This is a genomic window from Paenibacillus campi (assembly GCF_034659835.1).
GTDB classification, from domain to species: Bacteria; Bacillota; Bacilli; order Paenibacillales; family Paenibacillaceae; genus Saccharibacillus; species Saccharibacillus campi.
On sequence record NZ_JAXSQZ010000001.1, the window covers coordinates 1,023,951 to 1,048,792 of the forward strand.

The 24,842-nt window shown below is 45.0% G+C and carries 19 protein-coding genes; 10 read left to right on the plus strand and 9 right to left on the minus strand.

The window, feature by feature from the left end; translation table 11 throughout:
* Positions 1-56 precede the first annotated feature (56 nt).
* A complete protein-coding gene (locus U1I11_RS04135) occupies positions 57-1,061 on the plus strand; it encodes an acrylyl-CoA reductase family protein (RefSeq protein ID WP_322904049.1) in 1,005 nt (334 codons plus the stop codon).
* A 320-nt stretch (positions 1,062-1,381) separates the two neighbouring features.
* Here the strand turns inward: U1I11_RS04135 and U1I11_RS04140 are convergent, their stop codons facing one another.
* Positions 1,382-1,894 carry a MogA/MoaB family molybdenum cofactor biosynthesis protein gene (locus U1I11_RS04140; RefSeq protein WP_416235594.1) on the minus strand — a complete coding sequence of 171 codons (513 nt, stop codon included), beginning with the start codon at positions 1,892-1,894 and terminating at the stop codon, positions 1,382-1,384.
* Between the two features lie 400 nt (positions 1,895-2,294).
* On the opposite strand from U1I11_RS04140, the gene U1I11_RS04145 reads away from it, so the two are divergent.
* The 4 genes from U1I11_RS04145 to U1I11_RS04160 all read left to right on the plus strand — a co-directional run bounded on the left by U1I11_RS04145 (position 2,295) and on the right by U1I11_RS04160 (position 8,006).
* Positions 2,295-3,503 carry a CobW family GTP-binding protein gene (locus U1I11_RS04145; protein ID WP_416235583.1) on the plus strand — a complete coding sequence of 403 codons (1,209 nt, stop codon included), beginning with the start codon at positions 2,295-2,297 and terminating at the stop codon, positions 3,501-3,503.
* A 151-nt stretch (positions 3,504-3,654) separates the two neighbouring features.
* On the plus strand, positions 3,655-4,002 hold the full coding sequence (locus tag U1I11_RS04150; protein WP_322904053.1) for a four-helix bundle copper-binding protein: 348 nt from the start codon (positions 3,655-3,657) through the stop codon (positions 4,000-4,002).
* Between the two features lie 1,145 nt (positions 4,003-5,147).
* Positions 5,148-6,872 (plus strand): arginine--tRNA ligase, encoded by a 1,725-nt coding sequence (gene argS / locus U1I11_RS04155; protein WP_416235595.1) that lies wholly within the window; start codon positions 5,148-5,150, stop codon positions 6,870-6,872.
* Positions 6,873-7,079: 207 nt separating this feature from the next.
* A complete protein-coding gene (locus tag U1I11_RS04160; RefSeq protein WP_322904056.1) occupies positions 7,080-8,006 on the plus strand; it encodes an S-layer homology domain-containing protein in 927 nt (308 codons plus the stop codon).
* Positions 8,007-8,173: 167 nt separating this feature from the next.
* On the opposite strand, the gene U1I11_RS04165 is transcribed toward U1I11_RS04160, so the two are convergent.
* Positions 8,174-9,373, minus strand: coding sequence for an AI-2E family transporter (locus U1I11_RS04165; RefSeq protein WP_322904058.1), 1,200 nt, complete (start codon positions 9,371-9,373; stop codon positions 8,174-8,176).
* A 384-nt stretch (positions 9,374-9,757) separates the two neighbouring features.
* Between U1I11_RS04165 and U1I11_RS04170 the strand changes: the two genes are divergently transcribed.
* Positions 9,758-11,029, plus strand: a complete 1,272-nt coding sequence (locus tag U1I11_RS04170; protein ID WP_322904059.1) for a methyl-accepting chemotaxis protein — start codon at positions 9,758-9,760, stop codon at positions 11,027-11,029.
* Between the two features lie 542 nt (positions 11,030-11,571).
* Here U1I11_RS04170 and U1I11_RS04175 read toward each other — a convergent pair.
* The gene (locus U1I11_RS04175; RefSeq protein WP_322904503.1) at positions 11,572-13,683 is read right to left on the minus strand and encodes an ABC transporter ATP-binding protein; all 2,112 of its coding nucleotides are present in this window, start codon (positions 13,681-13,683) and stop codon (positions 11,572-11,574) included.
* Positions 13,684-13,715: 32 nt separating this feature from the next.
* Entirely contained in the window at positions 13,716-15,470 is a 1,755-nt protein-coding gene (locus U1I11_RS04180; RefSeq protein ID WP_322904505.1) for an ABC transporter ATP-binding protein, read from the minus strand.
* Between the two features lie 778 nt (positions 15,471-16,248).
* Between U1I11_RS04180 and U1I11_RS04185 the strand changes: the two genes are divergently transcribed.
* Together U1I11_RS04185 and U1I11_RS04190 are read left to right on the plus strand one after the other, a co-directional pair.
* A complete protein-coding gene (locus tag U1I11_RS04185; protein ID WP_322904061.1) occupies positions 16,249-16,545 on the plus strand; it encodes a HesB/YadR/YfhF family protein in 297 nt (98 codons plus the stop codon).
* Between the two features lie 260 nt (positions 16,546-16,805).
* Positions 16,806-16,994, plus strand: a complete 189-nt coding sequence (locus U1I11_RS04190; RefSeq protein ID WP_322904062.1) for a hypothetical protein — start codon at positions 16,806-16,808, stop codon at positions 16,992-16,994.
* 469 nt (positions 16,995-17,463) lie between these two features.
* Here U1I11_RS04190 and U1I11_RS04195 read toward each other — a convergent pair whose 3' ends face one another.
* The 3 genes from U1I11_RS04195 to U1I11_RS04205 all read right to left on the minus strand — a co-directional run bounded on the left by U1I11_RS04195 (position 17,464) and on the right by U1I11_RS04205 (position 19,664).
* Complete coding sequence (locus U1I11_RS04195) at positions 17,464-17,970, minus strand: ADP-heptose synthase (protein WP_322904063.1); 507 nt, start codon at positions 17,968-17,970, stop codon at positions 17,464-17,466.
* Positions 17,971-18,105: 135 nt separating this feature from the next.
* The gene (locus tag U1I11_RS04200) at positions 18,106-18,549 is read right to left on the minus strand and encodes a DUF441 domain-containing protein (protein ID WP_322904507.1); all 444 of its coding nucleotides are present in this window, start codon (positions 18,547-18,549) and stop codon (positions 18,106-18,108) included.
* Between the two features lie 92 nt (positions 18,550-18,641).
* Entirely contained in the window at positions 18,642-19,664 is a 1,023-nt protein-coding gene (locus tag U1I11_RS04205; protein ID WP_322904064.1) for a YpdA family putative bacillithiol disulfide reductase, read from the minus strand.
* 383 nt (positions 19,665-20,047) lie between these two features.
* Here U1I11_RS04205 and U1I11_RS04210 point away from each other — a divergent pair, with 383 nt between their 5' ends.
* Together U1I11_RS04210 and U1I11_RS04215 are read left to right on the plus strand one after the other, a co-directional pair.
* Complete coding sequence (locus tag U1I11_RS04210) at positions 20,048-20,563, plus strand: DUF3939 domain-containing protein (protein WP_322904065.1); 516 nt, start codon at positions 20,048-20,050, stop codon at positions 20,561-20,563.
* A 452-nt stretch (positions 20,564-21,015) separates the two neighbouring features.
* A complete protein-coding gene (locus U1I11_RS04215; RefSeq protein ID WP_322904066.1) occupies positions 21,016-21,780 on the plus strand; it encodes an HAD family hydrolase in 765 nt (254 codons plus the stop codon).
* Positions 21,781-22,601: 821 nt separating this feature from the next.
* Here U1I11_RS04215 and U1I11_RS04220 read toward each other — a convergent pair.
* Together U1I11_RS04220 and U1I11_RS04225 are read right to left on the minus strand one after the other, a co-directional pair.
* Positions 22,602-23,687, minus strand: a complete 1,086-nt coding sequence (locus U1I11_RS04220; protein ID WP_322904068.1) for a D-alanine--D-alanine ligase family protein — start codon at positions 23,685-23,687, stop codon at positions 22,602-22,604.
* Between the two features lie 25 nt (positions 23,688-23,712).
* Positions 23,713-24,657: a tyrosine-type recombinase/integrase gene (locus U1I11_RS04225; protein WP_322904069.1), complete on the minus strand. Its 945-nt coding sequence runs from the start codon at positions 24,655-24,657 to the stop codon at positions 23,713-23,715.
* Positions 24,658-24,842: the final 185 nt, after the last annotated feature.

Consider the following 24,842-nt stretch of genomic DNA (forward strand, 5'->3'; position numbering starts at 1 on the left):
AAGCGTCTACGAGCTATGCTGCTGTTTGCACAGCATGACAGAAAGGATGAGCGAAAGTGGAAGCAACATTTCGTGCGTATGTATTGGAAAAACGCGATCAAGAGGTGCATGGCTCGATTCAAGAGCTGACGATGGAGCAATTGCCGGAAGGTACAGTAACGATTGCTGTACATTACTCCGGTGTCAATTATAAAGATGGGCTTGCCAGCATTGCGAATGGTAAAGTGGTGCAGCGGTATCCATTTGTGCCAGGAATCGATCTGGCGGGAGAAGTGGTAGCATCGCAAGATGAGCGTTATCAACCTGGCGATCTGGTGTTGTGCACAGGATATAAGCTAGGGGTGAGTCATGATGGCGGGTATAGCGAATATGCGCGTGTACCTGGTGATTGGCTTGTACCTTTACGAGCCGGATTGCAGCCAAAAGAAGCGATGATGCTCGGCACAGCAGGTTTTACTGCAGCGATGTCGGTTGATGCGCTGATCGGTGCGGGCATTCAGCCTGCATCTGGCCCGGTGCTGGTGACTGGTGCAACCGGTGGCGTCGGTTCGGTGGCGATCTCGATTTTGAGCAAACTTGGGTATGAGGTACACGCTTCCAGTGGCAAAGCAGAACAATCCGCCTGGCTAAAACAGTTAGGTGCCGCTCATACTGTGACTCGTCAAGAGACAGAAAATCCGATAAAAGGTGCGCTCGGTCAAACGATCTGGGCGGGCATCGTCGACGTGACTGGTGGCGCCGGATTAGGTGAGCGATTGAAGACGGTTGCGTATCGCGGCGCGGTTGCGGTATCCGGTAATACAGCGGGCGTTACGTTCGAAAGTAGTGTGTTTCCGTTTATTTTGCGTGGTGTACAGTTGATTGGCATTGATTCGGTCTATTGTCCGGCAGCGCTACGCTTGAAATTGTGGCATCATCTGGCAACCGATTGGAAGCCGGATACACTGCTACGTCAAGGTGTGACTGAATATCGATTGGATGATGTGCAACAGGCACTGCAAACGGTGTTGGCTGGACAGGCGGTTGGTCGGCAGATTATTCGTATTAGCGATCGATGCTAATGCGTCATCGTATACAACAACCCCCTCGCTGTGCAAGCTGACAGCAAGGGGGTTATTTATTAAGCTTTGGCGCTTCGGACACCATTCGGAGATTTTAGTAGTAGCGAATATGATGAAAATAATATACTTTTCGGCTACTCTGTACCATTTGCCAGATTGCTATGTGTGGTTATATGTTCTAGTAGCTTGTCTCAAATACATTTACAGTTTGTCGATCTAACCATTGCTTGATGATGAATCGGTTAAGGTACGTTCAAACACAATTTCCATTTGAGACAGTCTACTAGTAGTTTGACCAGTTTAAATTCAATGTTTGTTGACTACTTTTTATAAATCTCACGCATCACATGGCGCAGCTCCGGCAAAATAATCCGTTCCATCGCCAGTTTAACCGCGCCGCGTGAGCCTGGCATAGAGAAGACGGCAGTACTACCAATCGTACCCGCGATCGCTCTGCTCAAAATAGCTGCTGAACCGATATCTTCAGCAAAGCTTAAATAACGGAAAATCTCGCCAAAACCAGGCAGTTCTTTAGTCAATAAGCTTTGTACCGCTTCATACGTTACATCGCGAGGGGCAATACCAGTGCCACCAGTGAGCAAAATCGCTTCGATTTCCGGATGTTCGGCATAATTATGCAGCAGTTCACGAATTTGCTCATAGCTGTCTTTAACAATAGTATAGCCGGCGATTTCGTAACTATGTTCTAGCAACAGCGATTGGATCAACTGACCTCCTGTATCGGTGTCTGGCGTACGGGTGTCTGATACGGTAATGACCATACATTTGACCGTGTTGGGGGCTTCTGCCCGGTGTTCATCTACAGAACGCATCATCAACAACTCCTTTGAGACTTGAAGGAACTCGTCACGGGGTATATCCTTCGTTTGCGGTGCTCGATTTTATGGTAACGATTTTATAGGAACGATTTTATATTAACATACTCGGCAGTCGGAAATCACGAGTCGCCTGTAACGGTAATGATTTTGAAAAGATGATGCCGTAATCTGTAAACATAATATGTAAAATAATAGGTACAGGCAAAAGAGCCAATTAGAAGCCCATTCCCTAACGACCGTCTGTTAGTTATAGCGGATAGGCTTCACTGTGCAGATCGGCTATAATAAAAAGATATGGATAAAAGGGCATTTTGCTAATGGGCGAACAACGATTGAGCTTCTTACATGATCATATATCGATGCTGAGCGTAATGATAGAAATGGAGAGATGGAAATGACAGTACCGATTTATATTTTGTCCGGCTTTCTCGGAAGTGGGAAAACGACATTGCTTCAGCATATGTTGGAAAATTGGAAGGCAGACGGCAAAACGCCGGCTGTAGTCATGAATGAAATTGGCGATGTGAATTTGGACGGGATGATGTTGGATGGCGATGTGGCGATGGCGGAGCTGCTGAGCGGCTGTATTTGCTGTTCCAATCGTGCCGATCTGGGCATGGAGCTGTACAATTTGATTCAATCGCAGCAGCCGGATATGATTGTAATCGAGGCGTCTGGTGTAGCTAATCCGGTTGAAATTTTGGACGCAGTGACAGAAATTTCTTTATATCATCGGATGGAGCTGCGCAATTTGATTACCGTCGTTGACGCCAAGCATTTATGGAAATTGTATGAGCAACAGCAAGGCAAAACGTATCGGCTCATGCAAGAACAGATTCGCGCTGCTTCGATCTTGATCGTCAACAAAAGCGATCTAGTACAGCCGGAGCAACTGGAACAAGTCCAAAACATCGCCCGTCGCTGGAATCCATATGCGCCATTGTACATGACAGTACGTTGTGAGTTGGAGCGGGCGTTATATGAACAGACTCATCCGTCGCTTGCGGCAGAAAGTTCACCGCAATACGCAGCCGACATAACAGCAAACCCAACAGCAACTCCACTTGCTACCACAGCGGCGCATGCTGAGGAGCATACACAGACTGGCGATCATAATAACGATGCACATAATGACCATCATCATGGAGACGTTACTAACTATGAGCACTATTCCTGTCAGTTATTTGATGCCCAAAATAAAGCTAATACTGCCGAGTTCACTGTAGCTGAAGCATCTGACACGGCTGCACCGCAGGCGCATACTCATCACGATACACATGAGCACGATCATCATCCATCACTGCATCATTCGCATGCGCATGTGATGGTGTATACGCACTATTTTAACGCACCGATCGATAGCGCAGCGTTTGAACGGCTGATTGCCGATTTGCCATCCGAAGTGTATCGTGCCAAAGGAATTTTGACGTTTAGCGATACGAACAGTCGATTTTTGTTCCAGTATGCGTATAAACAGAGCGATTTTATGAAAATCACGCCGCAAAAACAAGTACCGGATGTGGCGGTATTTATCGGTGAACACTTTGATAAGCGCCATATTCAAGCACAATTATTGCTGCTGGAGCAAGCGACATCATGTTAAGCGATACACCGAGTATTCGACACCGTTTCAAGCACATTAAGTCGAGGGTAATAGTTCAATAATCACCCGGTGCCTGAACTTAGGCGCCCAGGATATGCTGGACGTTCACACAGGGTACTTAATTTGAACTATACTGGAGGTTGTTTATACGATGTCTACACCACATCAATACCGTCCTTACATCGAAGCTTGTGTTGAAGCGATGAATGCTTGTAATCAGTCCTATGTATCCAATCTGAAACAATATGATCTGGAAAAGCTGTGCGATTGCATTCGCATTAACCGCGATTGTGCGGAAGTATGTGCGTTTACGATTCAAGCATTGAGTCAAGGTAACGCATTCGCAGCCGAAATCGCCGGTCTATGTGCTAAAGCATGTGAAGCATGTATCGAAGAATGCTCCAAACATGAACAGACACATTGCCAAGAGTGTGTACAAGCATGCCGTCGTTGTGCAGAGATGTGTCGTGAATTGGAAGGTTCATTCGCGCTCGTATAAAGAGGTTAATCGATCGATAACGATATAAATGTGATCAAACTGTCGCTTAGTACGGAGTATCATTCATAATTATTGCACAAATTATACGAAAATAGCGATTCGTTCAACAATAGCCTGTAGATCGACTGTTGATTATACCGAATCGTAGTAAACATATTCGCCGATAGTGCAAGCAGCTATTTTAGGTAATCTCTATGCCATTTTTTATCTTGCTGCTGCCATTTCAAGCACATTTTATACTTAGAGTTTAAAAATAAGCCATATTGTCGTGTTTCCAACGATCAGGTAAGCACCTGTTCGTCAAAGGCGGATGCCTGCGGAGGAGCGATTATGGCTTTTTTGATGTTAAGTGTTTATTTATGAATGATGCTGATTTGGATTCGTTACAGTGTTATCACATTATAGTTGCAAACGTTTAATGAGCTTGATGCGCTGGCTATACACGTAAAGCTCCATTATATGTTGTTCTGAAATAGATTCGGTATTACTCGAAAAAGCTTGCCTTCTCATTTAGCCAACCGTATAATACAGCTTAATATCTTTCATAACGCTCATTAAATGATCTGTTTGTACAGAAATCATTCACAGTACATCACCGCTTACATAACTTCATATCCAACTCGATGAAAGGGAGAGTATGCGTATTATGGTCTGTTGCAAGCGAGCCGGGGCGGTGGGAGCCGGTAGCAGCCTATTTCGCAGAAGCGCACCCTGGAGAAGGTCTGTCCAACCCGTACTGCGTTCGTTTACTTGCGGAACGTGCATAGACAGACACGGCTAACCTCTGTTAACGGTTTATGAGTGACAATCCGAATGAGCGATTGTATTGTGCCTATAAGCGAGTAGCAAGCAGATAAGTATGCTATAGATCGCTTACATATCGTTCCATATGTGCAAAGTATGCAAATATGGAATGACAGCATAATACAAACGCAATCGGGTTGTACATGGAGTGGCACCACGGGCAAGCTTGAACAGCTCTCGTCTCCGCGTATGCAGCAGCATATGTGGCAGACGGGGGCTTTTTATTTTAGTATGGACGGTAAAATAGAACGGAAAGGAAACGGAATGTACTGGTGACGTTGGCGGCGTAGTAGTAAACATCTTGATGCTCCGTACACATTAATCATTTGGAGGGGAACATGATGATCACGACTTATTCACTTAAACAGCAGGCGGCAGACTGGTTACAGCCGTTAACTGCATTGCCTATCGAGCAATTGATTCAGATGCTAGAAACGCCGCCTTCACCGACGCTAGGCGATCTCGCTTTTCCGTGTTTTACATTGGCAAAAAGCTGGCGGCGTTCACCGATACAGATTGCTGCCGAAATATGCGAACGATTGAATAAGGTAACTGTTCATGTTGCAAGTGCTACAGCCGCCGGTAGTTATGTAAATGTGGCATGGAAGCGGACGCATTATGCTCCACTGCTGCTGGAGTCGATTAGCATGCCAGACTATGGGCAGTTACAGCGTGATCATAAGCTACGCATCATTATCGATATGTCTTCGCCCAATATTGCTAAGCCGTTTGGTGTCGGACATTTACGGTCAACGGTAATCGGGGCGGCATTATACCGGATGTACGCAGCGGCTGGACATGAGCCGGTTAGTGTTAATCATATCGGTGACTGGGGCACACAGTTTGGCAAGCAAATTGTAGCACATTTGCGTTGGAGTGATGCCAAGCAAGCAGCAGTCGATCCGATCGCTGAGGCGTTGCGCGTATATATTAAGTTTCATGAAGAAGCTAAAATGATGCCGGAATTGGAAGACGAGGCGCGTGATTGGTTTCGGCGGTTAGAACAAGGGGATGCGGAAGCGTTAACGTTATGGGATTATTTTGTCAATGTGAGTATGAAATCGCTAAACGGTATATATGAACGGCTAGGTGTAACATTTGATGCGGTGCTGGGCGAGAGCTTTTACAATGATAAAATGCCAGCGGTCGTTGCACAGCTGTCTGCACTTGGACTGCTGGAACAGAGTGAAGGGGCAGAGGTCGTACGGCTGGATGAGCTGGAATTGCCGCCTTGTCTTATTTTAAAATCGGATAGTACGACCATTTACCCGACACGCGATTTGGCGACAGCGATCTATCGGCGTCATGTGATGGCAGGGGATCGGCTCGTCTACGTCGTGGGTGGCGAGCAAACGTTGCATTTTCGCCAAGTGTTTGCTGTTTTGCATAAAATGGGTTATGACTGGGCAGATTATTGTACCCATGTGCCATTTGGTTTGATGAAAATTAACGGTAAAAAAATGTCTACCCGCAAAGGTCAAGTGGTGCTGTTGGAGCAGTTAATGGACGAGGCGGTTGCGCGTGCTGCCGCAATTATTGCTGAGAAAAATCCAACATTGCCTGCACGAGCGCAGATTGCCCAGCAGATTGGAATCGGCGCGATTATTTTCAGTGATTTGAAAAATAACCGTCAAAACGAGATCGATTTTGCGCTGGAAGAAGCGCTTAGTTTTGAAGGGGAGACCGGGCCCTATGTGCAATACGCGTATGCGCGGATTTGCAGTTTGCTCGTGAAAGCAACTTCCGTATCTGAACAGGAAACGGCGGCGAGCGAACAGACCGAGCCTGCGCCGGAAATGTGGAACGATGCTGCATGGGAGTTATTATGTCATCTGAGCAGTTATCGGGAAGTGCTGGAGCGTGCGGTGCAGTTGCAAGAACCGTCGGTCATCGCACGGTATGCGCTCCACACGGCAAGACTGTTCAATCAGTGGTATAGTCGGGATCGGATCGTCGATGCTGATCTACGTGTGAAGACTACACGTATTGCATTGGCGCAATCGACCGGGCGCACATTGGAACGTACGTTAATGCTGCTCGGTATGGCTGCTCCACAGCAGATGTAATTGGCGTGCAACAATTGCCTATACCTAATCGTTTATAAAGTAAGGGTTCATACAGAACCATGATGACGGGAGTGAATGCGCTTGGCATAGCACGGGATGAGCATCGTCCATGCCGTGAGATCGGCAGGCAAAAGTTTCACCGCAGCGGTGTCGAACGCGCATACACAACCGGATCAGTTAAAATTTGTATTTATGGAGGGATATGCAATGTGGAACACAAAACAGAAAGTTGCGGCGACACTGGCGTTGTCCTGTGCCATTGCGGGTGGAGCGACAGCGGCGGCAGCTGTATTTACAGATGTAAAAGGCGCAGACAATCAAGCGATCGTTAGCTCGCTGCAAGACAAAGGAATTATTAATGGCATCACAGCGACTCAATTTAAACCGAATGGAACATTAACGCAAGCACAGGCGATCCAGATGCTTGCCAAAGCATTTGAGTTGAAAAAAGACGGAGCACAAGTTTTGTCTGGCGTTAATCAGCCGTGGTATTCCGCAGCGGTAGCAGCGGCAAAGGCGAACAAGTTGTCGCTGCCAGCTTCGTTTCAGCCATCAGCGGCGGTAAATCGTGAAGATTTTGCGCTCTGGTTATATGAAGCGATCAATACGACAGGACAATATCCGGCAACGAAAATGTTTGTCGTTTTCCAAGATCAGGATCAAATCGATAAACAAGCATCCAATGCGATCCAGACGCTGGTCAATATGAATGTCATTCCACGTTCCAGTGTAGGGCAGAAGTTTGAGCCAAAGACGGAAATTACACGTATGGATGCTGCCGTATGGGTGAATAGTGCCGTACAGATGATCGAGCGCGCACATGGAAATGAAAAGGGCGATACAACAACACCGCCGACAAACGGATCGGAGGGATCACAGTTGGGATATGATCCGCAGTTAAATGTAACAAGCACCAGCGATGGCAAGCAAAAAGTGACACTAACCGTACAGATGCCGAACCCAGGCTACGGTTTGAAAATTAACGATGTGAAGCTGACTGATGACAAGCGTGCAATCATTACGTATTCATTGACACAGCCACAACCGGGCATGATGTATCCACAGGTCATTAGCGAAGGCAAAGCGGAGACGGTCATTCCGGCAGGATACACGGCAGAATTAGCTGGCAAATAAGCGGATGTGGTAAGAGCGGATAAAAATGGGATAGACAAAAAGCAGCCCTTTTACAATCAAGGGCTGCTTTTTTATGCTTAGATAAGCTACGATTGCATTGCAATATGATCGAAATGTCCAGAAGTCGAGCCGATCTGTTCGACGGTCATATCGTTGGAACTTGTGAATTACAACTTTTTCGGTTCCACTTCGATCGGCTGCTCGGTCACCTTTTTCGTTTCATACAGGTCAGAGCTTTTTTTCAGCCAATCGAACAGATGTGTAATTACAACTTTGAGCACTGCATAACCAGGTACGGCAAGCAAAATGCCAACGACACCAAACAGATTGCCAGCAGTCAAAATTACAAAAATAATCGTGATCGGATGCACTTTAAGCGATTTGCCCATAATTTGCGGGGAAATCAGTTTGCCTTCGATCAATTGTACGACCGTCCAAACGATGATCATTTTGAGCAGCATAACCGGTGAAGTGACCAATGCGACTACGAGCGCCGGGGTGATGGCAATCGCCGGGCCGAGATAAGGCACGACACTTGTAAATGAAGCGATAATCGCCAGCACAAGCGCATAATCCAGACCGATAATATTGTAGCCGATATACAGCAAAATTCCGATACAGAAGCTGACGATAATTTGGCCGCGAATGTATGAGCTGATTTTGTCGTTCATTTCGGACAACACTTCGGACGTTTGACCGCGCAGATTGACCGGGATAAATTGCATAATGTATTCGGGCAGACGTTTGCCATCTTTCAGCAAATAGAACAAAATAAACGGCACGATCACGAGCGACAAAACAATTTCTGTCAATGTGCCGAGAAAACCGCCGATACCGGAAAACGTAGACAAAACGCCGGAAGCGCCACTGCTAAACAATGCTTCACCACGCGCAGACAGTGTTTTCAGCAGCTCTTGTGGATCGATATTGAGCGATTGCTGAAATTGCAAAAACACATCGCTGCCGAGCCATTTTTGAATTTGCACGCTTGCCTGATCATATAGCGTCGGAATATTGCTGATCAGCTCCAAAACTTGACTTTTAATGACTGGAATCACGAGGCTAATGACAAGGACGAGCAAACCGATAATAAGAATGTACAGCACAATAATGGAATAAATCCGTTTTACTTTATGTCGTTCCAAAAAGGCGACAAGTGGATTGAATAAGTAAAACAATATACCGCTTAATATAATCGGCAAAATGACCGTTTTAATCAGTACGATAAACGGTGTAAATACATACGGAATTTTGGCAAGCATAAAAATATTAATGGAAATCAAAAATAACACAAGCAAAAAAATTACGAAGCGATTGTTGAGAAAAAATAATTTAAAGCGTTCGCTCCACAGTCTGGCACGTTCCATGAATAGCTTCATTCCTTTCTGAGTCTAATTGTCTATGATCTAAAATGTGATTCCTCTCCTTGCTCATTCCTAGCATAGCGGCAAGCGCTGGATAGAGCAAGTCATCGGCAAAACCAGATGAGTATTACTAACAAAAATGCAATAAAAAGGTAGACAAACAAGGAGAAAAGAGCTAAATTGGATGATAGTTCAAAAGGCTTAAAAAAATGCGTAAACTGTGACTTACATCACAACGATTATTTTAGCTTTTTGCTAAAATTTAAATTAATCAGATTGTGAATGAACAATCGTGTCTATATGGCTGCGGCGTGTTGTATATTCTCGATCATTGCTGTATTTTTCTCTAGTCCACTTTATCCAATATCACGATCTGCGAGGTGCACGATGAAATTGTCTCTTGGTTCCAAGCTGGTGGCAAGCTTTATTGCCGTGTCGATCATTACGTATGGTACAAGCGCTTTCTTTATCTTTTATTTGAAATCTTATTTGGCATCCGGTATGGCAGACTGGATGTATGTATCGCTTGTTTTGCTGCTCGGGATTACATGGAGCGGTATTCTCGGTTATGTCATATCGCGTTTTTTGACCCGTCCGATCGTCCAATTAGCGCAAATTGCCGAGCATGTGTCTGCCGGTGATTTGACCGTTGATATTCCAGAGCGTCGGCAAGAAGATGAGATTAAAGTGTTAAATGATGCTTTTCGTATTATGGTAAACAATATTAAAGAAATCGTTGGTGATATCGCTCGCAATACGAGCACGACGTCACACAATGCGGATTCACTTAGCGGTGCGATTAATGAAGCTGCCCATCAGATTGAATCATTGTCCACGATTGCAGATGATATTTATCAAGGGGTCAAGCGGCAGCAGGAATCTGCTGAAACATCGCTACATACGGCAGAGCATATGCTCGGTTCCTTTCAGCATATGCGTGACAAATCGCATCATATGCTGGCGCTGTCCGGTACGATGGAGCAGTCGGTACAGTCTACGCGTGGCATTTTCGCTTCATTAAAGACAGGTATGGATACGCTATCGAATTCACAAAATCAAGCCGAGCAAACGGTCAAGCTGCTCGACAATCAAGCATCCGATATCGGTGCAGTTAGTGGCACAGTTAAAGAGCTTGCCGAACAGACCCATCTGCTAGCACTCAATGCTTCGATTGAAGCCGCTCATGCTGGTGCACATGGTGCTGGGTTTGCCGTCGTCGCTTCTGAAATTCGCAAGCTAGCAGAGCAAAGCAATGATTCTGCCCAGCGCATTCAGTCGCTAATTACGACCGTGCAAACGCAAATCCATGCCACAGTTGAACTGATTCATAATCAAAATGAGCTTGTCGAGCGTGAGACGACACATACGTCCCAAGTGGAACAAACGTTAAATGAATTCGGCAGCGTTGTAGATGAATTTATAGCAGCCGTACAATTGATGGAAAACTCGATCTCCGAGCAAACCGATCGAGTCGAGCTGACGTATCAGCATGTGCAGCACATCCGTGAGATGGCGGATAAGTTTTATGAAGGCGCTCGCCAGATTTCGATCGCTACCCATGAAGAAACCGCAATTATGGAAGAAATTTCATCTTCATCGGATGAATTAAGCAATATGACATCCCGTTTGCTGGAAAAAACAAAGGTATTTACTGCCTAAGCGATAACGATCGATTCACAATACAAACAGACCGTGTCACCTAGATGGAAGCATGATTGCTGCTACTATCTAGCGTACACGGTCTGTTTCGTTTGGATCGTATGGATTTCCAACACGATCCTGCATGCAGCATATTACAGCTGCATAAGCTGTCCTGCAGGAGCTATAAACAGGGCAGTGAAACGTGGATGAATACAAGCTTCACCCTATACTCTACGGTGCCTGACCTGTTGTAGTATCGTTTAAAACGTTAAAGTTACTCGTTAACAGCTCATTATGATATGCAATCGCTGCTTCCGCCGGGTATGAAGCTGCGGAAGCTATACTATACAAGCTTAGATGAAGCTAAAGTGGTTAAGCTAAGATGGCATAGTGCTATGAGTCTACATATAGAACACATATGCACTAGCATATATGCTCCTGCAAGCAGCAGTCCTGAACTGCCCTGATTATAACGGTGATGCGTACGATGCTGGGGCAGTAGTATCGACACGGCTGCAAACGGATGAACTTATGAACTTACATTCGTTCAGCTTATATGCTTACGTTGTACGTCCGATCAGCCCTGCCGGTACAGGCACTTCACGATCTTCGGGACGCTCGGTGCCGTCCGGGATCGCATTGGAGCCGATGCCGGTCTGCATGCGGTACATTTGACGATAACGACCGTTTATTTCCATCAGTTCGTCATGTGTACCGCGCTCGACAATTTCGCCGCGATGCAGTACCAAAATTTGATCTGCGCTGCGAATAGTGGAGAGGCGATGGGCAACGATAAATGTCGTGCGTCCACGCTTTAGCACTTCCAATGCAGACTGAATGAGCGCTTCGGTTTCCGTATCGATATTGGCAGTCGCTTCATCCAGAATTAGAATTGCCGGATCATAAGCAAGCGCACGGGCAAATGAGATCAATTGGCGTTGTCCTGCCGACAATGTGCTGCCTTTTTCCACGACCGGTTCGTCAAAGCCTTGGGGCAGATCAGCCAGAATCGTTTCGGCGCCTACATCACGCAGCGCTTGTTCCAAACGCTCACGACTGATCGCTTCATTATCCAGACTTACATTAGAAGCGATCGTACCGGTAAACAAATACGGGTCTTGCAAAACGATACCCATATGCTGACGAATCCACTGTTTTGGCAGTTCGCGAATATTTTGACCGTCGATCGTAATCGTGCCTTGTTGTGGATCATAAAAACGGAACAACAAATTGATAATCGAGCTTTTGCCTGAACCGGTATGACCGACAAGCGCGACCGTTTGACCTTGTTTTGCTTCAAAGTCGATCTGTTTGAGCACAGGGTCTTTTTTGTACGCAAATGTTACATCTTTAAATTGTACATTGCCTTTGTAACGTGGCATGGAACCATCGGTTACAGCTTCGCCTTCTTCATCCATCAGTTCGAATACACGACCTGCCGACACCATCGACAGATCAAGCGCAGCAAGCTGATTAACCATACCGGTCATCGGCTGGAACAAGCGTCCAAGCACATCGACAAATGCATATAGCACGCCGAGTGAGATCGCACTGTCAAAACTGCCCAGTGCAGCAGCACCGAAATACCAGAGCACGAGCGCCAATGTTAAGTTGCGCAATACATTCACAAGATTGAACGAGGTCAATGAATTCAGACGCAGCATTTTATTTTGATAAAACATATAGTCATTGTTCAGTTGTTCAAATTCTTCCTGTGTTTGCTTTTGCTTACGGAAAATGCGAATAATCGACATGCCTTGAATCGACTCGTTAATAATCGCATTAATCTCGCTTAGACGTGAGCGGATAATGCGGTTATACTTGGTAGCGATTTTACGATAAATTGCAATCCAGGCGACGAGCAGTGGCACGAGAAATAGACAGATCAGTCCGAGCCGGAAGTCAAGAATGAACAGAGCGACATACACGCCTAGCATATACACTGCGCCAGAGCTAAAGTTGGCGAGCACCGCCACGAACAGGTCTTTGACCGCTTCCGTATCATTCGTTACGCGGGATACGACTTTACCTGCCGGCAAATTATCGAAAAATGGAACCGGCAAACGCTGAATATGGGCATACAGATCGATGCGCAACTGCTGAATGACTTTGTTGGCAGAAGATTGCATCCAGTACGTTTTGCCAAATTCGGTAATTAGCGAAATGAGCAAACAGATAAAATACAGACCGATCAGCTTGTAAATGCTGGGTAGCTCGGGCGTATAAAAGGCAAACAATTCGCTGGACGAGAGCGGCACTGCCGCATAGGAAACTTGTTGCCCTTGTGGGCTGCGGATCGTTAATTTGCCATCCGCATACGTTTTGTCGCCTGTTGTGCTGTCCATCTTGCCATTTACAAAATAGAAGCTGGTGCCATTTTGCACCACATGTGCTTCGGCACCTTTGGTAGCGCCTGCTGCCCATAAGCCTTCACGTTTATAAAATTTGCCATTGTACGCTGCGGCACCGGAATCACCAGCAGCCGTTTCGTAAAAAGGCTGGTCGATCGCAAACATATGATTATCGATAATGTTTTTGGCGATAAAGGGGCCTGCTAATTCGGCACCGACCCCGATTACCAACATAATGAGCGCCACGATAAATGTGTTTTTGGCGCGTAATGCGTACTGATACAATCGCCTCGTAATCGTCTTATTGTCTAGCCGTGTCATCGGCTGTTCATGCAAATCTTGTGTCTCCACGATTAAGACACCTCCTCATCAAGGGACTCCGATACTTGCTGCCGCTCATATTGCTCATAGTACCAGCCTTTGGCTTGCAGCAGTTCGGCATGTGTCCCTTCTTCAATAATTTGTCCTTTGTCCAGTACGACGATATGATCGGCATGTTCGACCGCAGATAAGCGATGCGTAGCGATCAGCGTCGTTTTGCCGGCACGTTCGGTGCGAATATTTTCAATAATACGCGCTTCGGTTCGAGCATCGACCGCTGATAACGCATCATCCAGAATCAAAATTTCCGGATTGGCAATAAAGGCACGTGCTAACGATACACGTTGCTTTTGCCCGCCGGAAAGCGCTACGCCGCGCTCGCCAACAATCGTATCCAAACCTTCAGGAAAAGTATGCAAATCCTGGTCAAAAGCGGCGGTACGGATCGCTGCCATCACTTCGTCATCGGTTGCATCCGATTTACCGAACCGGATATTGTTGCGGACGCTGCGCGAGAACAAAATTTGTTCCTGCGGCACGTAGCCAAGCCAGCTATGCAGTTGATCTTTGGCAATATGCTGGATCGGCACGCTGTTAATGCTCAGTGTGCCGCTACCTGCCGGGTATTCATGCAGCAATTGTTTGAGCAATGTTGATTTGCCGCTACCGGTACGACCGACTACACCAAGCGTTTCGCCTGCTTTAATGCGGAACGAAACATGTTGCAAATTATCGACGGTTGAAGTCGGATAACGGAATGTGACATCTTGAAATTCGATTCGATCCGGACGTTTCACCGGGAACGGTTCGTCGATATCTTCCACGTCCGGCTTTACCGCCAGCGTTTCGTTTACACGATCAAGCGAGGCGTTACCACGTTGCATAATATTGATCAATTCCCCAATCGCAAACATCGGCCAGATCATCATGCCTAAATAAATGTTAAATGAAACGAGATCGCCAAGCGTTAGCTGATTGTGGAAAACGAGATAAATGCCGTAGCCAAGCCCGATAATATAACTCAATCCGACAAACAGACGAATCGTTGGTTCAAATAAGGCATCGACTAGCGCGACCGCTAAATTTTTGCGGTACACATCGTTTGTAATATGTTCGAATCGTTTCTCATCCTGACGTTCTTGTACATAAGCACGGATGACACGCACGCCGGCGATCGATTCGAGCACTTGGTCATTCATATCGCCAAATGCATCTTGTGCTAGCGTATAACGCGCGTGGATGAACTTGCCGTAAATGACCATCGATAGCGCGATAAACGGCAGCGGCAAAATGGCAGCCAGCGTCAGTTTCCAGCTGATCAGAAAGCCCATCGCCAGCAGTACGGTGAGCAGATAGATGGTCGAGTCGGTCAATGTTAGCATCCCAAAGCCGACCGTTTGTGCGACCGAACGCAAATCGTTCGTTGCACGTGCCATCAAGTCACCAGTACGACTACGCTCGAAAAATGGCGGTGTCATACGCAATAAATGCGCCATAAAACGCGTGCGCAGCAAACGCTCAACCAGATTGGAGCCGCCAAACAGACTGTGCATCCACACATACGTAATTCCGTAGACGAGCACCATCGATAATACGATTGCGCCGGAGTAATAAAAGAGCGATTGATACGAGATAGCACCTGTAGAAATCTGGTCAATCGCATCGCCAATCAATTTTGGCGGCAATAGCTCAAATACACCAACAACCGCCAGCATAATAATGCCGAGCAAATATCTTTTTCGTTCCCGGCGAAAAAACCAGCCGAGATTTTTTAAAACAGCGAACATATAATCACTACCTTTCCAGTGCAATTCATCCATGCACCATGTTACCTCTGATTGCTTCAACTTGCTGTTCCAAACTTGTCATTTCGGCATCCTTCCACATGCCCATAGCAACAAAAAAAGACACGTCGTGTGCAAAAGCAGACGACGTGTCCTGTTACGTTGGACGTCATATGAGCGCACGGTTGTGAGCAACCGCACGAATAATGTTCAGTGGAATCTACGTAGGTGTATAGAGTCAAGCGCTCCAATCACCGTGAAGAAGGATATCCATCTGCCGGGTTGCTCCATTGTTAAATTGTCCGATCAAATCAAAAGTATCAGCGAGGTTATGTACAATCATTAGTGGACGCATGGAATTCACCCTTTCTTATTGGAATAGTGGCAGATGGCAATAATTTGTAAATTATCACTTGCCTGTGTCTGATTGTAGCCTGTGCATTTTAAGTTGTCAATCAAAAACTTGTCTATTTTGTAACAAATTTTAGAGGGAATGAACATTATTTTGCCGTATCAAGTTAAAAAAGTTTACATAATAGATGACGAAGCAGCCAATTATGTCCAATGAAAATGCAGCTAACGACGCAATATCCATTCCATGCTTCAAACTAGCTGACATGTGATGTTGCACAAATCAAGCGGATCAAAAGCTATGACGAATACGTGGCAAGCATGATATAATAAGCGCGTGACTGGGGTAAAGGATACAAAGCCCATTTTGTTTGTAAACAGGATGATCGATAATCAACCGAAATTTATTCGAAGAAAGGCGGGATCAATTATGTCCATTGCAGTATCCGATGAAGCAGCACGTTGGTACAAAAAGGAGCTTGATCTAAAGGAGGGCGATGCGATTCGCTTTTACGCCCGCTACAGCAGCAATAGTGATATCCATCCGGGCTTTTCGCTCGGTATTTCGGTAGAACCGCCGATCAGTCCAGCACTTCAACAGCAGACGGAAGGTATTCAGTTCTATATGGAATCTCAGGATATGTGGTATTTAAACGGTTATCGACTGAATGTGGAGTATATGGATCACGAGGATGATATCCGTTATGCCTATATTCCGGAATCGTAAATCGTTCCGCAATTATACGTTAAACAGGTAAACGAGCTTAAGCGGTGTGCACGGTAATGTGCGCACCGCTTTTGTGTTGGGAAGGAGAGCATGTTAAATTTGAATGTTAACTTGTGGATTGTTAGCAGAATTTAGATTATATTAAGCCTATCGTCATCTTCCATTCATGTACGGAACGTATAATTTACATCAAACGTGTTGTCCAAGTCAGAGGAAACGGCAAATGTATATTTCCATACAAGGAAAGGATTGTGAGGCAAATGACGACAGTTAAGGCGATGTTTGTATTTGTATGGGTGCTGGTGAGTGTGATGTTTGCGACAGCGGCTGTGTATTTTACCCAGCGGCGTGTGTTGAAAGGACGGTATGCGGTGCTTTGGTTATCGGCTAGCTTTTTTATGCTGGCAGCTTCGATGCTGAGCATGTATGGGATGAGCGGAGATATATGACAGCCTGAGCGCGGTTTATTTGAGCTAGCTGGAAGGGTAGGTGGATTGATTTCCAATCTGTACAAAGGGTTGTGCTTGTTTGGGCATTCGTGTTTATCGTTTGCTGACAAGCTTGTGCTTGTGCAGATCGGTATCGTTAGCGCTTGCTAAAGCGGCTGATCCGCTAACCGATCCATTGGCATATGATCTTCACTTAAATAAATAAAGCTTCCAAAAGGCGTTGTCCGCGTACAGACATCCTTTTGGAAGCTTCGTTGGCAGAGTTGGTTTATTACTAGACCGTAACATAAAGATACAGCATAATGTGGCGATACAGCATACAGTATGACCGTTTGCTCGCTATGTGTTGTGTCGTATTCACGTACATATAAAATACGAATTTACGTCCAACAGCATTAGTTGCGCACTATACATTCCGATCCGTTACGGTACGAACTACGCCTTATCCAGCGAGCAAGCAATGGTGCACTTATACGTGTGAAGTGCCTTCCAACGCATAGGTAAAGTCCTCGATATCAAACACTTGCACAGGCACTTTCGCCTCAATCATCCGCTGAATCAGCTCAAATTGATCAGTCAGCATCGGTGCTTCTTTTTTGAGTGAAGATAAAATCAGCTCCGTTTCAATCGGATCAAATGATTCGCCATAATAAGCGTTATCCAGTGCATTAACGACCGCTAGCTGTACATTGTCGCTGAATACGATGCCGGCGCTTTGCGACCAGGGCATTTGTAAACAGCGCTGAATTTTCTTTTTGTTCAGCGGTTGTTCCAGATAGCGAATCAGCTCCTGAATCCGATCGCGTACTTCACGATCTTCCACCGCACTGTTCATAAGCGGTTCTTCGCTCTCGGCAAATTCGTACAACTCCATAATCGTCGTGTACGGAACAATATAAGTGACCGGTTTGTCCGGATTAAGTAACTGGCCATAAATGGCAACCATCACCGCTTCAATCACAAAAGCCTGGGACATGGGAAATCCTCCTGAACATGCATACGTATATACATAGTTGAATGTCGTCCTCTGAAAGAGGGCGGTACTGGCAGTATACCATATGATGCCCTACACAATATATGTGATCTTGCAAAAAAGTATATGCTTGTCCGCTTATGACTTACCGACCAACAGCGACAACAAGCCGGCTGCAATCAATGGTCCAACCGGAACACCTTTGAAAAAGGCAACACCGATTAGCGTTCCGATGAGCAGCCCGGCTACCAATGTAGGCTGGTTCGTCATCAAAATCGTACCGCGTCCGCCCAAATAAGCGACAAACAGACCGATCCCGACAGCGACGAGCGATTTCCAGCTCAAAAAGGAAGACATGATCGTCTCAATGGAAATTTTGCCGCTGGCAAGCGGCGTCATTACACCGATCGTCAATACAATAATCCCAATCGTCAAACCGTACTTTTCCAGCCACGGAAAAGCTTGCTGCCAGCCGAGTACACGAATAAGCAGCAAAATGATCATGGCGATCGTCACCGTTGTATTTTTGCCGACAATGCCAAGCCCTGCCATGACAAGCAGGATAAGCGAAGGCATATCGATAGCACCCATATGTGGTTACTCCTTTTGCTTTATCATCGTAAAATAGGGTAGAGTGCAAGCAGAATGATATGATGATCATTCGCTGCTGTCGATTATCCTTCTGCCCATGTTTTGGGCGCTAAGTGCTCGCCAGGCGACAAATTAGCGACAATATGACGGGCGATGAGCGCGCCGTGACGCCGACCGGTTTCGATAAACACTTCATTGGCATTACGGCCGGAGGCAATTACACCAGCTACATACAAACCGGGAATATTCGTCTCCATCGTATCCGGGTCAAAACGCGGTTTATCCATATCATCGCTCATCGTCACACCCATCGATGTGATCAGCTTGCGATCAGGACGGAAGCCGGTCATTGCCAGCACAAAATCATTGTCTAGCTTATCGACCGTGCCATCTGTGGTGCGCGTAATATGCACTTCGGATTCGGTAATATTCGTTACCGCTGCGTTTAGATGAAGCGTGATTTTGCCTTTCATAACGAGACCTTCAAAGATCGGACGCACCCATGATTTAATATTGGCAGACAGATCATTGCCACGGTAAACCATATCGACTTTAGCGCCAACACGGACGATTTCCAGCGCCGCATCAACCGCAGAGTTGCTGCCGCCAATAATCGCTACACGCATACCGGTGTACGGATGCGCTTCCCGGAAATAGTGGGTCACTTTGTCCAAGTCTTCGCCCGGAATGCCCAAATAGTTCGGATGATCAAAATATCCGGTCGAAATAATGATCCGACGCGCCTGATACGTATGCTGCTCGCCCTGCCGATTGACCGTTTGCAGCGAAAAGCTGCCGTCCGCATGTTGTTCAATCCCGGTCGCTTCGGTGTACGGTTGTACATTTAAATGATAATGCTCGGCAGCACGGCGGTAATACGCCAATGCTTCATGGCGAAACGGTTTTTCGTTTGGGGTTGGAAATGGCAAATCACCAATTTCAAGCAGCTCAGCAGTGCTGAAAAATTGCATATTGGTCGGGTATAAATAAATCGAATGCACCACATTATATTTTTCGATCAAAAGGGTATGGAGGCCCAGACGCTCACATTCAATCGCGGCAGACAAGCCACACGGTCCGGCACCGACAATAATAACATCTTGCATACAGGGTAAATCTCCTTTCCATATCCGCATATATAGTCTATAAACTCACCGTTCTTCATCATACCATATTTGACGTAAAACCGCAGGGATCGGGTTACTTACGTACATTCCATTCACAATGTAAGCATATCGAACCAGGAGCAGAGAAGCGAGTAAAAACGTAAATGTATCCGAGCATATACCTAAGTAAGGGAATAAATCGTAGCTACATCGAATCAATTTGGTCTAAAAACGTATGAATTTGTAAAAACACGGTATACTGTTTGTTAAATGCGGTATAATACTAGTAAGTACAAATAAAAATGAGTCGCTTTATTTGCATAGGTTTGTAACCGTTTTCTGCACATGTCTATAAGACGATGTGCCAGGGAGGAGAGACAATTATGTCGATTCTAGAACGATTCAAAAACAAAGGCAAAAAAACGTTTAACCGTTTGCCGTCTGTGCATGTAACACTGGATGAATTACGCAGTGCAGTGCTACGTTTTGAACGCGATATGGGTAATGGCATCAATCGTACCGTGCTTATGCAGGAAGATGGGAGCATCGATCTTGGGCGTTTAACCCGCTATTTGGGCGGATTGTCTGATCAGAAGTTTTATTTATCGCGCGAGACATTTGAACTGTTTGAGGAAAGTGAACGTCATATTCCGTATCATCTTGACCGTGTGCAATGGGCGGTTGATGACTATGTTAATGAAACCGGAAAATTGCCAGTGCTGGCGGATTCGCCTTATTTGGAAGTAGATTGCCGCAAGCTGTATCAGCAGCGCTATCTGTATGAAATTCCTGATTTTGCAGTCTATGTGACCGAGCAGGAAATGATGGTCACGCACCGTGAGCCTGCTATTTTACCCAAAGAGAAAGAAGAACAAGATCGCAATTATGTGTTGTTGTAAAGTAAAAGGAACAGTGAAGCAAGCTATGACGAATAAGCCAAGTACAATTCATATTGCAGCGCTTAACACGAGTAGGAACAGATGATAGACAAGCGCTAAGCAGCACCAAAGAGATAGGCACTAGCACACGCATGCACAATGATGCCTGATTGCTCATAATAGGGCTGCTGTTACGATAAAATAACAGGACTGCATTCGGTGAGTGTGATCGATGTAGTCTTTTTTTGTGCCGTAACCCCAATGTTCAGATTACTGGTCGAATTAGCATATTCACTTTTGGCAATCGATCGTCATCGTACATCATGTGCTAATTTAAGTTGGGATCATATACATAGCGCATACATTTGCGAATTCGGTTTGCCATGTTGCTGTGCCTTTTGTAGAATAAACGGAATGCTGCAAGCGATTGATGCAGTCAGGTGAACAGCATATAGACAGGGGAGACGTATAACATGATGGAGCAAGTATCAGGTGAGCAGTCCAACCATCCATTACGACAGAAGCATGACGGTCAGCAACCCGCAGTAGGAGCGCTGGACGCGCCGATTAAAGCGGTCATTTTTGATCTGGACAATACGTTGATGGATCGGGATTATGCGTTTCGCGCTTTTTCAGAGCGGCTTGTACGCGATTATTTCGGACATGTAGATCAGCAGCTAGCACGGGATATTATCGGATATTTGCGGATTACAGATGCGGATGGATATCGGGAAAAACGCGGCTTTTTTGCTGAATTAACAGAGCGTCTACCGTGGTCGGAACAGCTGGATGTGGATCGATTGTTTGCTTATTACAATGAACATTATATGAAAGAAGCGCGCCTGATGAAACATGCACGTGAGGCGATCGCCGCCTGTAGGCAGCAAGGTTTTAAGCTGGGGTTGCTAACAAACGGCACCTATCAAATTCAATATGGCAAAGTGCTGCATCTTGGCTTAGAGCATGATTTTGATGTGATTTTGACATCGGGTGAAGCTGGAATCCAAAAGCCGGAGCGACGCATTTATACGATGATATTGGAGCGATTGGGCACTAGCGCAACGGAGACGGTATTTGTAGGCGATCATCCGGAAAACGATATTTGGGGCGCAGCTCAGGTGGGCATGCGTGGTATTTTCCTGCGGCGTAGTTTTGCATGGAATGATGCGCTCGGTATGAAGCCGTGGCACACGATTGCTGATTTAGATGAACTGCAAGTGATCTGGGAAAAGCAATAAAATGATATGTATCAAAAAGAGTCTCCATTTAAAGAAAAAAGTGGAGACTCTCCTTTTTATTGAGAGTATAATGTACCCAAGACTAATGGATTAATTTGAGGCGATGTTAGTCAAATAACTATAAATTATTTGGGGGTTTTATAGTTTCTAATACCCAATTTATAAGATAAATCTATTGCTTATGGAGCAGATGTATAATCGTATGGCTACAACAATACGCAAAAACTGGGATTGAAAAATATACAGTATCCAAACGATCAGGCATAGCAAGATACAATCATAAAGATATACTAATAAGATTTATATCGGATGAAACACAGCTATTTGCAACAATAATCACAAATAAACGCAATGTGACTACTTGATCGAATGTTCCTCCTCGATGATCCTGTCACCCCAACAAAGATATACTGCATTGTTAAATAGCACAGATAAAAACCCCGATCGTATAAGCTTTTGCTTGCAGCAGTACAGGAAGGAAAAAGAAGCCTTCCTACGCTTCTTTTTCCTTATCCTATAAATGGTACTGAGCTGCTTTAGTTCATTCCTTGATCTCATCTATCGACAGATTGATTTTATAATGACTGTTGTTGTGTGTATCCATTCTCGTTTGGAGTTAGTGTTAGACAAACACCTACCTATAACGGCTTTAGCGCACCTGAAACATACCAAAATAACGTTTCGCTATGATCGTCAGCTATAGAAAGGAAAAATATGTAAAGCCATAAAACATGTTGCTGTGTTTGTACGGTTTGATCAGATTTGCAAATCATGATCCTATGATTGAGTACCAATTACTGCTGAATAGACGATGCGTTAGTTCAGCATGTAACCATCTGTTCACAAGCCATCGCAATTATACACGCATAAATGTCGGAATTTTTAAATCCCAGCTGCTTAAATGTATAATCAAATGAACTGTGCTTTGTCGTTTGCGGCGAGCTGTCAATATCAAGCAAATAAATATCACCTTGATTATCAATTCTGAAATTAATTTTACCATAATGACGCAAGCCGATTAATTGTGCAATCGTGCGTGCGGTTACGCTTATGCAATCGATTTGTTCTTTTTTCAAAATAGAATGGATATCATAAAAATCGTAATGATACAGTCCTTCCGACATCAGTAGATTAGTTTTTACCGCAGTCACACGGTGGATAAACACGCCGACGATCGCAAGATCGATTGGTTTTTGATCGATAAATAACGGAACTTCGCAGTCATAGCCGGAAATGTATTCTTGCACAAGCCATTGTGTTGAACGCGGATACTGTTCTTTCAATTTAGTTTGATGTAGCCCATCTTTAAACGTTTTGGCATCATATTTAAAAATGGGCTTTTCACCCCAGTTTGTAAGGGCAAACTCATACAACGGTTTGACGATAATTTTTTGCCCGTGCATAGGAGAATCGTTGTTAAACCAAGTATCGTCGGAAGAATATACCCAGCTTTTAGGTGTTTTAATGCCGTGCGCGATCGCATATTTGCTATACATATATCTTGCCTTACAAAATGAGCTAACCCATGCGTTGGAACCGATGTATGGAATCGATAACAGATCGCAAAAAGAAGGAATGAGCGACTTTTTACCAACAAAATTACCATTATGTGCCAAATTATACACAATCTGACGATGTTGATAATAAGCTTCTTCTAATGTTTGATGAATAAATTCCAGCTCGTTAAAATACGTGTGGGTATGAAAACCAGCTTGCTCAATGCCTTTTAAAATTTCCACATACTCTTTGACAGATAAAAATTCATGATAATCGCTATCATGCAGCGTTTTTTGCTGGATCGCTTTTGTTTTGTTAGCTGTGTTCGTTAACAGGGAAATTTGGTATTGATCTTTGATGGACGTTACTTTTTTTAATAAATTTTCAATATGATGTGAATTGTTGTACACTATAAAACCCCCAAATAATTTATAGTTATTTGGACGTTTCAAACTTGTTTCTAGGATTGTATTTATTAAGCACGGTGCGCTTGCGTTTAATGGACACTTCGGTGTAAATCTCGGTTGTGCTGACGCTGGAATGTCCAAGGATTTCCTGCACCGCGCGCAGATCAGCGCCGTTTTCAAGCAATTGGGTAGCGAAAGAATGGCGCAAATAATGCGGCGTTGCACTGGTGTTGATTTGGGCTAATTGTTTGTACTTGGCGAAAATATCTTCGATCCCATAAATGGATAGTCGCTGCCCGTATTTATTTAAAAATAATGCATCACATTTCGGCGCAAACTGGGAGCGGATTTTGAGCCATTGTTGAATTTTAGCGATCAATTCGGCGCTGGACAAGTACAGCATCCTTTCTTTGCGGCCTTTGCCAAAAATGACGATTGAACGATTGCGCAGATCGATATCTTTCAGCCGAATTTGCACGAGTTCGCCAATTCGTATGCCTGTGGAAAAGAGCAAATCGATAATCGCATCATTACGTACGCTTAAACGCATCTGAAATGGGCTTTTGCCGGCGGAGCGTTCTTTTTCGGGTGCGGTAAGCAGCCGTTTGATTTCATGCTGTGGCAATGTTTTGGGGATGCGTTTTGCCGTTTTGAATCGTTTGCCTAGATGGATTAGCGGAGAGGCGGTAATCCAGTTTTTTTGCGCCATGAAGCCGAAAAAACTTTTAAATGTAATATATTTGCGTTTGATCGTTGAATCTTTTAGCGTATTACTCTGAATGAGTTCGGAAAAATACGCATGAATAATATCTTCGGTAATGCAGTCATAGTCGTGCTGCTGTAACCATATGCCGAGACGATTCAAGTCGGAATGATAAGCTTTGATCGATTTCATCGACAAATTTTTTTCGATATACATATAATTCGTATATTTTTGGATATAGACTGTGTAATCTTCAGTTGTCAGGTTCAAAAGTGAGCCTCCTTATTTCGGGTATGGGTATAACATATCCATTCATCCGGTGTGCTGGCAACCATAAAATGGATGGATTTTACTATATATGGACACGGATTGCTGGAGCGCCATCCAGACATGCAGCAACTCAAGCCTACACAATTTTATGGGTTGATACCTTAAATGTAAATCCCGCGTAAATG

What these genes read in the sequence shown, in the direction of transcription:
- U1I11_RS04140 (WP_416235594.1), bottom strand. Translation starts at nt 1,894, where the DNA reads ATGCGTTCTGTAGATGAACACCGGGCAGAAGCCCCCAACACGGTCAAA.
- U1I11_RS04145 (WP_416235583.1), top strand. Translation starts at nt 2,295, where the DNA reads ATGACAGTACCGATTTATATTTTGTCCGGCTTTCTCGGAAGTGGGAAA.
- U1I11_RS04150 (WP_322904053.1), top strand. Translation starts at nt 3,655, where the DNA reads ATGTCTACACCACATCAATACCGTCCTTACATCGAAGCTTGTGTTGAA.
- argS (WP_416235595.1), top strand. Translation starts at nt 5,148, where the DNA reads ATGATCACGACTTATTCACTTAAACAGCAGGCGGCAGACTGGTTACAG.
- U1I11_RS04160 (WP_322904056.1), top strand. Translation starts at nt 7,080, where the DNA reads ATGTGGAACACAAAACAGAAAGTTGCGGCGACACTGGCGTTGTCCTGT.
- U1I11_RS04165 (WP_322904058.1), bottom strand. Translation starts at nt 9,373, where the DNA reads ATGGAACGTGCCAGACTGTGGAGCGAACGCTTTAAATTATTTTTTCTC.
- U1I11_RS04170 (WP_322904059.1), top strand. Translation starts at nt 9,758, where the DNA reads ATGAAATTGTCTCTTGGTTCCAAGCTGGTGGCAAGCTTTATTGCCGTG.
- U1I11_RS04175 (WP_322904503.1), bottom strand. Translation starts at nt 13,683, where the DNA reads ATGACACGGCTAGACAATAAGACGATTACGAGGCGATTGTATCAGTAC.
- U1I11_RS04180 (WP_322904505.1), bottom strand. Translation starts at nt 15,470, where the DNA reads ATGTTCGCTGTTTTAAAAAATCTCGGCTGGTTTTTTCGCCGGGAACGA.
- U1I11_RS04185 (WP_322904061.1), top strand. Translation starts at nt 16,249, where the DNA reads ATGTCCATTGCAGTATCCGATGAAGCAGCACGTTGGTACAAAAAGGAG.
- U1I11_RS04190 (WP_322904062.1), top strand. Translation starts at nt 16,806, where the DNA reads ATGACGACAGTTAAGGCGATGTTTGTATTTGTATGGGTGCTGGTGAGT.
- U1I11_RS04195 (WP_322904063.1), bottom strand. Translation starts at nt 17,970, where the DNA reads ATGTCCCAGGCTTTTGTGATTGAAGCGGTGATGGTTGCCATTTATGGC.
- U1I11_RS04205 (WP_322904064.1), bottom strand. Translation starts at nt 19,664, where the DNA reads ATGCAAGATGTTATTATTGTCGGTGCCGGACCGTGTGGCTTGTCTGCC.
- U1I11_RS04210 (WP_322904065.1), top strand. Translation starts at nt 20,048, where the DNA reads ATGTCGATTCTAGAACGATTCAAAAACAAAGGCAAAAAAACGTTTAAC.
- U1I11_RS04215 (WP_322904066.1), top strand. Translation starts at nt 21,016, where the DNA reads ATGATGGAGCAAGTATCAGGTGAGCAGTCCAACCATCCATTACGACAG.